This is a genomic window from Streptosporangium sp. OZ121, assembly GCF_051918885.1.
Taxonomy (GTDB): Bacteria; Actinomycetota; Actinomycetes; order Streptosporangiales; family Streptosporangiaceae; genus Streptosporangium.
On record NZ_JBPXMC010000047.1, the window covers coordinates 34,767 to 49,164 of the forward strand.

At 71.2% G+C, this 14,398-nt stretch carries 15 protein-coding genes and 1 pseudogene; 13 read left to right on the forward strand and 3 right to left on the reverse strand.

All coding sequences use genetic code 11. The annotated features are described in order from the left end of the window. The first annotated feature begins 36 nt into the window (after positions 1–36). The 11 genes from ACTOQ1_RS41005 (at position 37) to ACTOQ1_RS41055 (ending at position 10,586) form a co-directional block, all read left to right on the forward strand. Positions 37–933, forward strand: coding sequence for a universal stress protein (locus ACTOQ1_RS41005; protein ID WP_440073773.1), 897 nt, complete (start codon positions 37–39; stop codon positions 931–933). A gap of 120 nt (positions 934–1,053) precedes the next feature. Beyond that, complete coding sequence (locus ACTOQ1_RS41010) at positions 1,054–1,323, forward strand: metal-sensitive transcriptional regulator (protein WP_440073775.1); 270 nt, start codon at positions 1,054–1,056, stop codon at positions 1,321–1,323. A 226-nt stretch (positions 1,324–1,549) separates the two neighbouring features. After that, positions 1,550–2,881 (forward strand): MBL fold metallo-hydrolase, encoded by a 1,332-nt coding sequence (locus ACTOQ1_RS41015; RefSeq protein ID WP_440073777.1) that lies wholly within the window; start codon positions 1,550–1,552, stop codon positions 2,879–2,881. Between the two features lie 49 nt (positions 2,882–2,930). Beyond that, positions 2,931–3,536: a rhodanese-like domain-containing protein gene (locus ACTOQ1_RS41020; RefSeq protein ID WP_440073779.1), complete on the forward strand. Its 606-nt coding sequence runs from the start codon at positions 2,931–2,933 to the stop codon at positions 3,534–3,536. Further along, positions 3,533–4,294: a sulfite exporter TauE/SafE family protein gene (locus ACTOQ1_RS41025; protein WP_440073781.1), complete on the forward strand. Its 762-nt coding sequence runs from the start codon at positions 3,533–3,535 to the stop codon at positions 4,292–4,294. The genes ACTOQ1_RS41020 and ACTOQ1_RS41025 overlap by 4 nt, the downstream gene beginning before the upstream one ends. A gap of 131 nt (positions 4,295–4,425) precedes the next feature. Next, the gene (locus ACTOQ1_RS41030; RefSeq protein WP_440073782.1) at positions 4,426–5,292 is read left to right on the forward strand and encodes a universal stress protein; all 867 of its coding nucleotides are present in this window, start codon (positions 4,426–4,428) and stop codon (positions 5,290–5,292) included. After that, on the forward strand, positions 5,292–5,774 hold the full coding sequence (locus tag ACTOQ1_RS41035) for a CBS domain-containing protein (protein ID WP_440073784.1): 483 nt from the start codon (positions 5,292–5,294) through the stop codon (positions 5,772–5,774). Before ACTOQ1_RS41030 ends, ACTOQ1_RS41035 begins: the two co-directional genes overlap by 1 nt. A 54-nt stretch (positions 5,775–5,828) precedes the next feature. After that, the gene (locus ACTOQ1_RS41040; RefSeq protein WP_440073786.1) at positions 5,829–6,350 is read left to right on the forward strand and encodes a universal stress protein; all 522 of its coding nucleotides are present in this window, start codon (positions 5,829–5,831) and stop codon (positions 6,348–6,350) included. A 149-nt stretch (positions 6,351–6,499) separates the two neighbouring features. Beyond that, complete coding sequence (locus ACTOQ1_RS41045) at positions 6,500–8,785, forward strand: heavy metal translocating P-type ATPase (protein ID WP_440073787.1); 2,286 nt, start codon at positions 6,500–6,502, stop codon at positions 8,783–8,785. A 132-nt stretch (positions 8,786–8,917) separates the two neighbouring features. Beyond that, complete coding sequence (locus ACTOQ1_RS41050) at positions 8,918–9,580, forward strand: CBS domain-containing protein (protein ID WP_440073788.1); 663 nt, start codon at positions 8,918–8,920, stop codon at positions 9,578–9,580. A 13-nt stretch (positions 9,581–9,593) separates the two neighbouring features. Then, positions 9,594–10,586 (forward strand): Acg family FMN-binding oxidoreductase, encoded by a 993-nt coding sequence (locus ACTOQ1_RS41055; RefSeq protein ID WP_440073790.1) that lies wholly within the window; start codon positions 9,594–9,596, stop codon positions 10,584–10,586. Between the two features lie 48 nt (positions 10,587–10,634). Here the strand turns inward: ACTOQ1_RS41055 and ACTOQ1_RS41060 are convergent, their stop codons facing one another. Continuing rightward, the gene (locus ACTOQ1_RS41060) at positions 10,635–11,618 is read right to left on the reverse strand and encodes a TerC family protein (protein WP_440073798.1); all 984 of its coding nucleotides are present in this window, start codon (positions 11,616–11,618) and stop codon (positions 10,635–10,637) included. A 338-nt stretch (positions 11,619–11,956) separates the two neighbouring features. On the opposite strand from ACTOQ1_RS41060, the gene ACTOQ1_RS41065 reads away from it, so the two are divergent. Then, positions 11,957–12,247, forward strand: a complete 291-nt coding sequence (locus tag ACTOQ1_RS41065) for a helix-turn-helix transcriptional regulator (RefSeq protein WP_440073791.1) — start codon at positions 11,957–11,959, stop codon at positions 12,245–12,247. Between the two features lie 19 nt (positions 12,248–12,266). Here ACTOQ1_RS41065 and ACTOQ1_RS41070 read toward each other — a convergent pair whose 3' ends face one another. Then, positions 12,267–13,322 carry an alpha/beta fold hydrolase gene (locus tag ACTOQ1_RS41070; protein ID WP_440073793.1) on the reverse strand — a complete coding sequence of 352 codons (1,056 nt, stop codon included), beginning with the start codon at positions 13,320–13,322 and terminating at the stop codon, positions 12,267–12,269. Continuing rightward, a complete protein-coding gene (locus ACTOQ1_RS41075; protein ID WP_440073794.1) occupies positions 13,319–13,810 on the reverse strand; it encodes a MarR family winged helix-turn-helix transcriptional regulator in 492 nt (163 codons plus the stop codon). Before ACTOQ1_RS41075 ends, ACTOQ1_RS41070 begins: the two co-directional genes overlap by 4 nt. A gap of 381 nt (positions 13,811–14,191) precedes the next feature. Between ACTOQ1_RS41075 and ACTOQ1_RS41080 the strand changes: the two are divergent. Then, positions 14,192–14,398 (forward strand): annotated as a pseudogene (locus tag ACTOQ1_RS41080) (hypothetical protein); the annotation flags it as partial.

A 14,398-nucleotide genomic window follows, 5' to 3' on the forward strand; every position in this document is an offset into this window, starting at 1 on the left:
TCGGCATCGCCGAACGATGGAACAGAGGTGAGGACCATGACGAGACAACGCGGGATCGTCGCCGGCTATGACGGTTCGGACTTCTCCCTGCGGGCCCTGGAATGGGCGACGGAGGAGGCGGAGTGCCGCAGGCTCCCGCTCACCGTCACCTACGCGTGGCGGTGGCCGTACGGCGAGGCCGACGGCGAGGCCAGGCTCCATCTGAGCAAGGCGGCCGAGCACGTGCTGCTCCACGGTGCCAAATGCGCCCACGCGCACTCCGCGATCGTCGAGGTGGTGACCGACCTTCACGAGGGCTCGGCCGCGCAGCGGCTCGTCGAGCTGTCCGCCGACGCGGAACTGCTCGTGGTCGGCGCCCATGACCAGGGGGTGACCGCCCGGTTCATGATCGGCTCTGTCGCGGCGTTCGTGGCGGCCCGCGCCCGATCTCCGGTGATCATCGTGCGTGAAGCGGGCCGGGTGCCCGTACTGCCGCGACCGGGGCCCGTCGTCGTGGGTGTCAAGGACGCCACGGCCGACGCGGTGCTGGATTTCGCGTTCCAGGAGGCGGCCCTGCGGCGTCTGCCCCTGTGGGTGGTGCACGCCGGTCATCCGCGCCCGCTGGCATGGGGCATCGCCATGGCCCACGTGCCCGATCTCGAAGACTCGGCCCGGGCCTGCCGCGAGCGGGTGGAGGAGCGTCTCACGCCGTGGCGGCAGAAGTACGCGGACGTCCACCTCGAGGTGCGTTCGGCCACGACCGCGCCCAGGGAGGCTCTGCTGGCCTCGTCGGCCGAGGCCGGCCTCGTCGTGGTCGGCAGGGGCCGTACGGCGGCTCGCACCGGCCACCTCGGAGCGATCCCCGGATCCCTGGTCAGGCACGCGTCCTGCCCCGTGGCCGTCGTGCCGTCCTGCGAGGAGCACGGCTCCTCGCCCACGCCGCCCACCGGGTAGGCGAGGGCACCAGGAGGGCACCAGGAAGGGCGTCAGGAAGACACCGCGCGGTTGGCACGAGGTCCACGGTGGATGTGCCGCCGATTTGCCCGTTTATACCCCCCTGGGTATGGTGAAGCCATGGAACTGAAAGAGTCGATGCTCGGCGACGCCGTCACCCGCCTGCGGCGGGCTCAGGGTCAGCTCGGTGGCGTGATCGCGATGATCGAGGCGGGGGAGGACTGCGAGAAGGTCCTGACCCAGCTCGCCGCCGTCTCCAAGGCGCTGGACCGGGCCGGCTTCAAAATCGTGGCCACCGGGATGCGCTACTGCGAGGCCGCAGAAAGCCGCGGTGAGCAGGCTCCCATGGACAGAGGCCAGCTGGAGAAGCTGTTCATGGCGCTGGCCTGATCCTCCTCCCGGCCTGATCCCTCTCCTGGCCGGACCCGATCGGCTTCGGGTACGACCATGTCGCACGGATACCCCCCCGGGTATTCGGAAAGCAGGGAGTCCGTCCCCACCGTCGGGCCGCCGCCTGACGGCCGGATCCTGCCGGGAGAGGGGAAGCCGGTCGGACTGTTCCTTTTTTTGCCCCCCGGATACCCCCCGGGGTATAAGAACCCGAAAGGCGCACCTCATGGAAATCATCTCCTTCCGCACACCCGGACTGGGCGACCAGTCCTATCTGCTCACCCACGAAGGCAAGGGCGTGCTGGTCGACCCCCAACGCGACATCGACCGCTTCCTGGCCGCCGCGGCCGAACGCGACGTGGATCTGCGCTTCGTGCTGGAGACCCACCTGCACAACGACTACGTCTCCGGCGGCCGACAGGCCGCTCACCGCACCGGTGCCGAGCTCGTGCTTCCCGCGGCGGCGGCGGCCGCCTACCCGCACACGCCCGCCTTCCACCTGGAGGACATCCCCGGCGAGCACGGCCTGTCCCTGCGCCCCATCCACACCCCCGGGCACACTCCGGAGCACACCTCCTACCTGGTACTGATCGACGGCGAGCCGATGGCGGTCTTCTCCGGCGGCAGCCTGCTGGTCTCCTCCGCCGGCCGCCCGGACCTGCTCGGGCCCGAACGGGCACGCACCCTGGCCCGCCACCAGTACGGCTCGCTGCACCGCCTGGCCGATCTGCCGGGCAACGTCCGGCTGCTGCCCACCCACGGCGAAGGTTCCTTCTGCACCACCACCGGCGCGGGCCGCCACACCTCCACCATCGCCGAGGAGAACACCGGCAACCCGCTGCTGGCCATCGCCGACCGCGAGAGCTTCGCCGACCACCTGCTGGCCGACCCCATGCCGATTCCCGCCTTCTACCGGTACATGGGTCCCGCCAACACCCTCGGCGTGCCGCCCATGCCCGCGACCGACGTGCCGGTGCTCACCCTGGAGCAGGTACCCGACCGGGCCCGCCTGCTGGACATCCGGCCCCGGGCCGTTCAGGCCGCCGGCCTGCTGCCCGGCTCGGTGGGCATCGAGCTCGACACCGACTTCGGCAGCTGGGCCGGCTGGCTGCTGCCCTACCAGACCCCGCTTGTCCTGGTCGCCGCCCCCGGCCAGGACACCCGCGAGGCGGTCACCCAGCTCGCGCGGATCGGTATCGACACCGTGCTCGGCGTCGTCACCGACCTCGGCCAGGCGGCCACCTCGAGCTTCGAGCTGCTGGAGCTGCCCGCCTTCGCCGCCCGGCTGACCGCGCCCGGCGCGCAGTTGCTGGACGTTCGGATGCCCGGCGAGCAGCGAGCCACGCCGCTGCCCGGGGCCATCGAGCGTTTCCTGCCCGACCTGGTGTCCGACGGTGTCCCCGCCGAGCTGGACCCGCGACGACCGGTCCTGCTCGCCTGCGGCTCCGGCAGGCGAGCCTCCATCGCGGCCGGCCTGCTGCTTCAGTCCGGCTACCAGCCGGTCGTGCTGACCGGCGCCGGCGTGGCCGACCTGCGTGAACAGCTCGCAGCCACCTGACCGCCCCTTGACCCGCCATTCCTCCTGAAACGACAAGGATCCCAAACGAATGACCTCCACCCCCTCCATGGACGTGTCCGCCGCCCGCGCGCTCATCGCGGCCAACCCCGACGTGCTCGTGGTCGACGTGCGCACCCCGGGCGAGTACGCCACCTGCCACATTCCCGGTGCGATCAACCTGCCGCTCGACCAGGTCGACGCCCACCTGAACCGGATCGTCGCCGACGCCGGCGGCCGGTTGCTCCTGGTATGTCAGGCCGGTGGACGCGCGACCCAGGCCTGCGCCAAGCTCGCCGGCGCCGGACTGAGCGGCTCCACGGTCCTGACCGGCGGCATGAACGCCTGGAAAGCGGCCGACGGCCCCACCTCCGGCGCCGATGACGACGGCACGTCGCGCTGGGGCCTGGAGCGGCAGGTGCGCCTGGTCGCCGGTGGCATCGTCGCCTCCTCGGTGCTGGCCAGCGTCTGGTGGCCGCCGGCCCGCTACCTGGCCGGGTTGATCGGTGCCGGGCTGACCTTCGCCGCCGTCACCGACACCTGCGCCATGGGCATGGCCCTGGCCAGGCTGCCCTACAACCGAGGACCGCGCTTCGACGCCGAGGTCACGCTGCGACGGCTACGAGGCGGGCCCCCGGCCGAGCAGGCGGCCTCATGACCGCCACCCTGGCGCTCACCGCGGCGGCGGCCGCCGCGGTGGGCGTGGCCCTCGGCCTGTTCGGCGGGGGAGGCTCCATCCTCATGGTGCCCATGCTCATGTACATCGCCGGAGTACCGGGCAAGAGCGCGATCGCCATGTCCCTGCTGGTGGTCGCGGTCACCAGCGTCACCGCACTCATCTCCCACGCCCGCGCGGGCCAGGTGCGCTGGCGCACCGGACTGATCTTCGGCGCGGCCGGCATGGCCGGCGCCTACGGTGGAGGCCTGATCGGGCCGCATCTGCCCGAGCAACTGCTGCTCGGCGCGTTCGCGGTGATGATGGTGACCACCGCGATCGCCATGATCCGCGGGCGTCAGGCCTTCGACGGGGAAACGCGGGAGCATCTGCCCCTCAGCAAGATCATCCTGGACGGGGTGATCGTCGGCGTCGTCACCGGCCTGGTCGGCGCGGGCGGGGGCTTCCTCGTGGTGCCCGCGCTCGTACTGCTCGGCGGCATGCCGATGGCCGCCGCCGTCGGCACCTCCCTGCTGGTCATCGGCATGAAGTCACTGGCCGGGCTGGCCGGCTACCTGAGCACGGTCAGCATCGACTGGCATCTGGCGGCCGTGGTCACCGTCGCCGCCGCGGTGGGCGGGCTGCTCGGTGGCCGACGCGCCGAGCAGGTCAGCCCCGATCGGCTACGCAAGGCGTTCGGCTGGTTCGTCCTGGTGATGGGCGCGTTCGTGATGGCCCAGCAGATCATCGCACTGGCCTGAGCCGGCGGATCGCCGCGTCGACAGCCGCGACGGGGGTCGGAAGTCCCTGACGGACGGGTCTTTGGGCCGCTGTGGAAAGCGCCGCCGGCCGGTGGAATGGAGGAGAGGCCAAGGAGGCCAAGGAGGTCGGTATGGCAGCGCATGTGGTGGTGGGTGTGGACGGTTCGTCTCCCGCGGACAGTGCGGTCGAATGGGCTGTTGACGACGCGGTGCGGCGCGGGTGCGCCTTGAAGATCGTTCATGTGTGCGAGCCGTGGCCCGGTGACATCCCGCTCCAGACCCCGCCGGGCTTTCGTGACTCTGTCACCGAGTACGGCCAGGAGGTGCTGGAGCGTGCGACCGCGCTGGCGCGGGAGCGCGCGCCGCGACTGGAGGTGGAGACCCTGCTGGAGGCGGGCCGGGTGAGCGAGGTCCTGCGGCGCGAGGCCGAGGACGCCGAGCAGGTCGTGCTGGGCAGCCGCGGGCTGGGCGGGTTCACCGGGTTGCTGCTCGGATCGGTCTCCCTGACCCTGGCCGGGCACGTGGCCACCCCGGTGGTGGTCGTCAGGGGCGCACCGGAGCGGACCTACGACCGGGTCGTGGTGGGCTTCGACGGCTCCGACCATTCGGCGGTGGCGCTGGAGTACGCCTTCGAGGAGGCCGCCCGGCGCGGCGCCGGGCTGCGGGCGATCCACACCTGGCAGATGCCCGTCGTGGGACCGGGCGCCATGGTCTACACCCCCCTGGTCGAGGACATCCTCGCCGCCGAGCGGCAGGTGTGTGCCGGCACGCTCACCCCGTGGCGGGAGAAGTACCCGCGGGTCGAGGTCGAGCAGACGCTGGTCTGCGGGCATCCGGTCGGTGTCCTTTGCGAGGCCTCGGCCGCCGCGGACCTGGTCGTCGTCGGCTCCCGGGGGCTGGGCAGGTTCGGCTCGGCGGTGCTGGGCTCGGTCGGCCACGGCGTCCTGCATCACGCCCGCTGTCCCGTCGCGGTGGTCCGGGCCCGGGGGGAGGCGTGATGGACATCGGCGCCCTCACCGTGGCGCAGGTGATGAGCCGTACCCTGGTCGCCGTCGATCTTGAGGAGTCCCCGCTGCTGGCGTGGGAGATCATGCGTCGTGCGGGGGTCCATCACCTGCCGGTCCTCGACGGGCACGGCTGCCTGCGCGGGATCTTGACCCGTGAGGACCTCACCGCCCACTGGTCCGGCGGCCCGGTCGAGCAGTCGCAGGTACGGGTTCGCGCGCTGCTGGCCGACCGCCGCCGCCCGCACACCACGCCCGGCACGCCCCTGGCCGACGCGGTGGCCGCGATGCTCGACGCCGGCGTCGACGCGATCGGGGTCATCGGGGAGGATCACCGGCTGGCCGGGATGATGACCGCCACCGACGTGCTGCGGGCCGTGGCCGGCCGCATCACCGAACACCGGGAACCACCCGAGCTGATGACGGGAATGTTCCGCCTGGTCCCGGTCCTGCCCTCCCACGTTCCCGCGGGATGAGGCAGAGACCCTGCCCTTGACATGACATCACGGTCATACCTGGAGGGTGTTCCCATGAGGCGAGAGGTCATCGTCGCGTTCGACGGGTCGCCACACAGCCGTGGCGCGGTCGAATGGGCGGCGCTGGAGTGCGGGGCGCGATGGGCGAAGCTGACCGTCTGCCATGTCTGGGACGGTCCGCACGCCGAACGCGAGGCGGCGATCACCGAGCAGCGGCGCCGGCACGCGGGCCGCGTCCTGTCCGAAGGGGTGCAACTGGCCGAGCGGCTGCTGCCGGGCCGGGACGTGGGCTCGATCCTGGCCCGGGGAGCCCCCGGGTCGGAGCTGGTCGCGCTGAGCCGGACGGCGAAGACCCTGGTGATCGGATCCCGGGGTCTCGGCGGGCTCACCGGGCTGCTGCTCGGCTCGGTGAGCGCTCATGTCGCCGCCCACGCGTTCTGCCCCGTGCTGGTCATCCCGCCGCACGTCACCCCGCAGGTGTCATACCTCTCAGCCGACCGCAGGACCCCGAAGCTCAGGTCGTGCCCGGGCCCGGACTTCGGGCTCGGTGAGCCGAGGCACGCGCCGAGCGAGTAGGCGACCAGCTCGCCGCCCGGGCCCGGACCGGTCAAGACGACCCCGAACGTGCCGGTGCGGGCCGCCGCGCTCATCGGCGGGCCCAAGGTCCTGATCGAAACAGACCTCCGTCCCTGGGCCGAGGCTGCTACCCGAAGGAGGCTTGGACGGTGAGACGTTGGGGCACCATCGCCTTCCTCGCGGTGACCACGTGCGGGCTGCTGGCCGGAGGCGCACTTCACCTGGCCGGCGCGGGTACCGTCGCCGATCTTCTGTGGGCGGCGGTCACCGGCGTCGCCCTGGTGCCCGCCGCCGGATGGGTGATCTCGGCGCTGCGAAGCGGCCGGCTGGGCGTGGACGCCATCGCCGTACTCGCCCTGGCGGGGGCACTCGCCGTAGGGGAGTATCTCGCCGGCGCCCTGATCGGCGTGATGCTGGCCACCGGCCGGGCACTGGAGGACCACGCCCTGCGCCGGGCCCGCCGGGACCTGACCGCCCTGTACGAACATGCGCCGCGCTCGGCCCGGCGTTACCGGGACGGGACACCCGCCCTGGTACGGGTCGAACAGGTGCGGCCCGGCGACCTGCTGCTGGTTCCCCATGGCGAGACGGTCCCCGTCGACGGGGTGATCGCGGAAGAACCGGCGCTGCTGGACGAGTCGGCCCTGACGGGAGAGTCGATCCCGGTGAAGCGCGCCAGGGGGGAAAGCGCGCGCAGCGGTGTCGTGAACGCCGGCTCCGCCTTCGATCTGCGGGCCACCCGCACCGCGGCCGAGAGCACCTACGCCGCAGTGGTGCGCCTGGCACGGCAGGCGGAAACGGACAGCGCCCCCGTCGTGCGGCTCGCCGACCGGTTCGCCGCCTGGTTCCTGCCCGTCACCCTCCTGCTGGCGGGGGCCGCCTGGCTGCTGTCGGGCCAGCCGGTACGGGCCGTCGCCGTACTGGTCGTGGCCACCCCCTGCCCGCTGCTGCTCGCCGCACCCGCGGCCATCGCCTCCGGGCTGTCGCGTACGGCACGGCACGGCGTGGTGGTCAAGGGCGGGGGAGCGCTGGAAAGGCTGGGGCAGGCCCGCACGCTGATCATGGACAAGACCGGAACGCTGACCGCCGGACGCCCCCGGGTCGTCGACGTCGTGGCCGCACCCGGCGCCCGCGCCGACGACGTGCTGCGCTGGGCCGCCGCTGTGGATCAGATCTCCTCCCACGTCCTCGCCGCCGCGATCGTCGAGACCGCCCGCGCCCACCGGGCCGAGCTGCCGCAGCCGGCCGAGGTCCTGGAGAGGCCCGGCATCGGCACCGCGGGGGTGGTGCAGGGCCACCGGATAGAGGTCGGCAAGGCGACGACCTCCTCCTCGGACTCCTCCTCGGAGTGGGAACGGGCTCAGCGGGCGCGGGCCGCGCTGGACGGCGCCATGACCGTCTGGGTGACCGTGGACGGCGAGACCGCGGGCGTGATCCTGCTCCGCGACGCCGTACGGGCGGATGCGGCACGGACCCTGCGGCGGCTGCGCACCGCCGGGATCGAGCGGGTGATCATGCTCACCGGGGACCGGGCCGAGGTCGCCGAGAGCGTGGGCACGGTGCTCGGCGTCGACCAGGTGCTGGCCGAGCAGAGTCCCGAGGCCAAGGTGCGGGTGGTACGGCAGGAGACGGCCAGGGCGGTGAGCGTGATGGTGGGCGACGGGATCAACGACGCCCCGGCCCTGGCCGCCGCCGACGTCGGGGTCGCCATGGGCGCCCACGGCTCGGCCGCCTCCACCCAGGCGGCCGACGTGGTGCTCACCACCGATCGCCTGGATCGGCTCGCCGACGCCATGGACGTCGCCCGCCGCTCCCGCCGCATCGCCGTGCAGAGCGCGAGCGCGGGGATGGCCCTCTCGCTGCTGGCCATGATCGTGGCGGCGGCCGGAGCGTTGCCGCCGGCGGCCGGCGCCCTGCTGCAGGAGGCCATCGACGTGACGGTGATCCTCAACGCGCTGCGGGCCCTGCGTCCCGCCCGGGGAACCCGCACGGTGGTCGACGCCACCACCGAGTCCCTGCTGCGCCGCTTCCAGATGGAGCACTCCTCCTTGCGGCCGCCCCTGGAACTGATCCGGGAGACCGCCGACGAGCTGGCCGGCAATCCCACGGCGCAGGCCCTCGGCCGCCTGAGGGAGGTTCACGCCTTCCTCACCGAACGCCTGCTCCCGCACGAACGGGCCGAGGAACAGCGGCTCTACCCGGCGATGGGACGCGTTCTCGGCGGCCCCGAGGTCACGATGACCATGAGCCGGGCACACGCGGAGATCGAACGGCTCGTACGCCGGCTGGGGCGCCATCTGGCTCTCGCCGAGGACGGCGGAGTGCACCCGGAGCAGCTCGACGACCTGTGCGCCTGCCTCTACGGCCTGCACGCGGTCCTCCTGCTGCATTTCGATCAGGAGGAGGAGGCCTACTTCTCCCTGGCCTCCTTGTGATCACCGGTTCGCGGGCGGGGCAGAGGCCGTCCCGCCCGGAACGAGACAGACCATAAGTCCTTCTGATCAGGGGACTTTCGCCGCTGACGCTTTCCGGGCCGCTTTGCGATGGTTGCAGGGAGGAGGTGCGTCATGAAGGTCAGGGAAATCATGGGCGCCGTGGCGATCGCGGTGCGGCCGGAGGCGACGTTCACCGAGATGGTCGACGCCATGCGGCGCTTCAAGGTCGGCGCGCTCACCGTCATCGACGCCGACGATCACCCGATCGGGGTGGTCGCCGACGATGATCTCCTGCTCAAGGAGATCGATTCCGGCGCGAGCACCGCCGGCGTCTTCGACAGTCGCAAAAGACGCCAGGAGCATCGCAAAGCCGCGGGTGCTACGGCCAGGCAGGTCATGACCACCCCTGCGATCACCATCACGAAGGACGCCACCGTCCGGGACGCGGCGCGGCTGATGCACCGGCACCGGATCAAGCAGCTGCCGGTGATCGACGCGGTCACCGGGCGCCTCACCGGCACCGTCCACCAGAGCGATCTGCTCAAGATCTTCGTCCGTCCGGCCGAGGAGATCGAACGCGAGGTCACCAAGATCTGTGAGCGGCTCGCCGTCGATCCGGAGACGATGGTCGTCGGCGTCGAGGCGGGAGTGCTCACGCTGAGAGGCCGCATCGCCTTCCGGTCACAGATCGCGCCCCTGGTCGCGGCGGCGCGCGAGATCGACGGCGTCCTCGACGTCGAGAACGCCCTCACCTGCCGATCCGATGACCTGGCCCCCGTTCCGCCGTTCCTGTGACAGAGGTGAGATCGTGAACGCCCGTACAACCGAGGAGATCACCTCGGTGCTCCGCACGGCGGTCCAGGCCGCCACGTGGGCGCCGTCGGTGCACAACACCCAGCCCTGGTCCTTCGGCGTCGACGGCGACGAGATCGCGCTGCGTGCCGACAGCGACAGGAAGCTGCGCGCCGGCGATCCCAGCGGCCGGGAGCTGCTGATCAGCTGCGGTGCGGCCCTGACGAACGTGCGGCTCGCGTTGCGCGTGCTCGGTCACGAGCCGCGGGTGCGCGTGCTGCCCGACCCCGACCGGCCGGCCCTGCTGGCCACGGTACGGCCGGGAGCGGCCGTGGCCGCCGATGAGAACACCCGGCTGCTGCACGCCGAGATCGAGCGCCGCCGCACCCACCGGGCCGGCTTCACGGAGCTGCCCGTCCCGGAACCTCTCATCGAGGCGCTGGTGGCCGAGGCGGGCGGGGAGGGGGCGCGGCTGACGCCGGTCCGCTCCGAGCCGGCGATCCGGGTGCTTTCCGCGATCACCTGCGCCGCCCAGGACGTGCAGTCCCAGGACCGGCCGCTGTCGCTGGAGGTGATCGGCTGGGCGCGTCCGCCGGGCAGCCCTCGCAAGGACGGCGTGCCGGCCGAGGCCTATCCGCGCGCCCCCCGGCAGACCCACCCGCACTTCGCCCAGCGCGACTACGCCCACGGCCGCCCCTGGGGCAGCGACGCCGACCAGTCCTTCTCCGCCTCCACCGGCGTCGTGGCGGTCCTGACCACCGAGGGCGACACCCGCCAGGACTGGATCGCGGCCGGCCAGGCACTGCAACGGGTCCTGCTGCACGCCTCCGCCTACGGTCTCAGCGCGGCCTTCCACACCCAGGCGCTGGAGATGTTCCACCTGCGGGAGTTCCTGCGCCAGGAGCTGTGCTCGCAGGAGTACCCCCAGATGATCATGCGGTTGGGCATCACCTTCGACGACAGCCGGGGCGTCCGCCGTCCGGTCACCGAGGTGCTGGAGGAACGCTGACCGACCCGGCCGGCAGCCCCGGGGACGGGGACGCGGTGCGGCGGGCGGCTACGGGGCGCCGGTGGTGGACGGGGCCGCCGGGCCGCCGGCGCCGAGTGCGCGATCGCTGTCCGCGGGACCGCCGGTACCGCGCGTGCTGCGCAGGCTCCACACGATCGACACCGTGATCGTTGCCACGATCACGCCCAACGTCACCGGGATGGGCAGTTTCCCGATCGGGGTCTCGGACAGGATGAGCTTGACGCCGGCGAAGGCCAGCAGCACGGCGAGGCCGTAGTGCAGGTGCACGAAGCGGCGCAGCAGCCCGGCCAGGCAGAAGTACAGGCTGCGCAGGCCCAGGATGGCGAAGGCGTTGGCGGCCCAGACGATGAACGTGCTGGTGGTGATGGCCAGGATCGCGGCGACGGAGTCGATGGCGAAGATCAGGTCGGTGGTCTCGACGGCGATCAGGACGACGAGCAGCAGGGTGGCGACGCGTTTGCCGTTGACGCGGGTGAAGAACCTGTCGCCGTGGTAGGTCGCGTCGGTGGGGATGACCCGCCGGACCAGGCGCACCACGGGGTTGCGGTCCGGTGGGCTCTGCTCGTCGTGGCGGAAGGCCATCTTGTAGCCGGTGTAGATCAGGAACGCGCCGAAGACGTACGCGGTCCAGAAGAACGTCTCGAGCAGTTCGGCGCCGACGAAGATGAACACCAGCCGGAACATCAGCGCCCCGATCACGCCCCAGAACAGCACCTTGTGCTGCACCGCCGCCGGTACGGCGAAATAGGAGAAGATCAGCGCGAAGACGAAGACGTTGTCGATCGACAGCGCCTTCTCGATCAGATACCCGGCGTAGTAGGTGCCGGCCACGTCGCCGCCCTGCCACGCCCACAGGATCACACCGAACAGCAGTCCTGCGGCGATCCAGATACCGGACCAGACGGCGGCCTCACGGAAGCCGATGACGTGATTGTCGCGGTGCAGGAACAGATCGGCCGCGAGCATCGCGGCGATCGCCAGCATCAGCACCGCCCAGACCCACCATGACACAGACAACGGGAAGACCTCTCGACCGGCCGGCCTCCGCGCGGAGGCCGGCGCTGCCGGACGAAGGTCTCCCCGGGCCACCGCACCGGTGGCTGCGCCGCCGAGACCCGGATCTGCCGGGTCCGTGCTGACGGCGGCGCGTCGAACGTCGGGTACTCCCCCTCAAACTACGATAAACTATTCACGAAGTGTCGTTCGTATGTCAAGGGCTGGGACGCGAAAATCACGATGCTGCTTTCGTGTCTTCGCGTGCGTACATTGAGGGGTGACATGCCCCCCGGCCAGACCGTACGGATGGTGATCATGTGTCTCCGGCAGCCCGGGCCAGATCGGCTCACGAGGTGAAGGAGTGGACGTTCCTGACCAACCACGCCCACGTGCTGCTGGCCATCGCCAGAGAGCCGACCGCCCGGCTGCGTGACGTCGCCGAAGCCGTCGGCATCACCGAACGCGCCGCGCAGGCCATCGTCGCCGACCTCGAAGCCGCCGGATACCTGCACCGTGAACGCGTCGGGCGGCGCAACGAGTACACCATCAACCCGGCCGGGCGTTTCCGTCATCCCGCGGAGGCCGATCGGCGCATCGGCGACCTGCTCGCCCTGTTCACCGATTCCCGACTCACCGGGCAATGACCGGACGTCACGAGTGGCATCATGCCGGTCTCGCCGGACCGGCGAACTCGCCCAGGACGTCCTCCCCGAGGAAGGTGTTCACCGCTTCCACGTACCGGCGGGGTCTCGACATGTGAATCACGTGATTGGCTTTGATCTTCCTGTATCGACTGTGCGGTACGAGCCGCCTGATCCGGGCCGCGTCCTCGTCGTCCATCGCGCCGATCAGGCCGCGGCCCGGCACGCGCCGCCAGTCACCGTGCAGCACCAGCAGCGGGCACGACACGTGAGTGAGCGCGTCGGCGTGGTCGAGTCCCTTGTAGAACCGGCCGTCGACGAAGGCCCGCGCGAAGTCCACGTCGTACATGGACAGGCATTTGAGCAGCAGACGGAGCTTGAGAGGGAAGTAGGGGATGTCCACCGGCCGGCCGGGATGGCGAGTCTGGAACGCCTGGACGCGGCGGGACAGAAAGGAGACGAACCAGTCCGGGACGCGCTTCTCCCGGGTTTCCGAGACCGGGAGCGTCAGGCCGCGGAAGTAGTCGGCGAGATCGCGGTGGTGGGGGTCGCCGAGGGTGTCGACGAGGTGTTTCAGCCCGCCGTACACGAAGCGGTCGTGGTCACGGAAGCGGGGCATCTCCGCGGAGAACACCGGGGCGTCCTCCAGGATCGCCGCGGCGACCTGATCGGGGAGGTTGGCCGCGCACCACAGGGCGAGGAGCCCGCCGGAGGAATTGCCGGCGACGACGGCAGGGGATCGCACGACCTCGGAGAGGAAGGCCGTCATGTCCGCGCCGAGGTGTTCCCAGGAGTACTCGCCCGGGGTCCAGCTCGACGTGCCGTGCCCGCGCACGTCGACCGCGTAGACCCGCAGCCGCCGTGACAGCGGCACCAGTACCCGCTGGTAGCTCTCCCAGGTCCCCATCTGCGCCGGCAGCAGGACCAGCGGAGGTCCGTTGTCCGGGCCCACCACGTAATTGAGCCGCACGGCCCCGGTGTCGAACCGGTGTTGCCGGAAACCGGCGTCGCGGACGGCCTTGATGCCGATCGTTTCGGGTAAGCCCTCATAGGGGTTGCGGTACGGATACGTGCTCATGAGGGTCCTTCTTCCGTGCGGTAGGGGCCGGGGCCCGGTGCGCGGTCTTCCGAGAGGTCCGACGACACGAGCTCGATGAGCTCGCTCAGGGCGCCGGCCAGCGCCGCCCGGCCCTGCGCGCTCATGCGTCCCAAGACGGCCGCGAACCTCTCCGCCGACCGCTGGTCCGTCGTCGTCAGCATCCGTTCCGCCTCGTCGGTGAGCTTCAGCCGGATCCGCCGGTGATCGTCGGGATCGCTCACCCGGTACAGAAGCCCGGCGCGGACCATCCGGTTCACCAGGGCGGACGTGGCCGCGAGCCGCCGTCCGAGGGTTTCGGCCAGCTCTGAGACCGTGCAGCCGTCTCGGCGGCGGACGGCGAACAGCACGCGCAGCTGCGGCAGCGTGAGGTCGAGGTCCAGCCACGCGTCCGAACGCTGCAGGGTCAGCATCCGCAGCCGGGACGCCAGGTGCTCGACGTCGCGACCTCCACCCGATGTACTTGCCATGATGTGAATAATCTACATCATGTTGACCATCGGGCCTCATTGCCTGATCCGTGACCTCAAGGCCCTTCCTGCTCCACGGGGGGAGTAGACGATCTCCGCGGAGGGCCGGCCGCGGTGCCGTCGGGTGTCGGACTTTCCCGCATGACGGAGACGGGAAAGGAGTCGCGTGCCCTTTCTTCCGGCCGGTGCGGACTCCTTCCGTCGTTCCACTCATCTCGTACGCGGCGTGACAGGGCCGAAGGTCCCGCGGGGGAGGGACGTTCGAGATCGTGACGCGGTTCGTACGGCACTGTGGCCGGGCTCGGGGAAGCGGTGTGATGAGGGTGTCACAAGAACCGCTGAGCTCCACGGAGCACCAGGGATAGGGAAAGGGGAGCCGTCATGGCCACCACTCACGGATACGACGTTCACACCGGGCCGGTTACGGGCGCCGTCCCCGCTCAGGCCACACCCGCTCCGGTCGTCCCCGCTCGGATCGTTCCCGCTCAGACCACCCCCGCTCCGGTCGTGGACGCCGCCCCCGCACAGGTCGTCAAGCGGCCGGTCGACTACGTCTGGGCGGTCGCTCGGATCAGCCTGGGCTGGGTC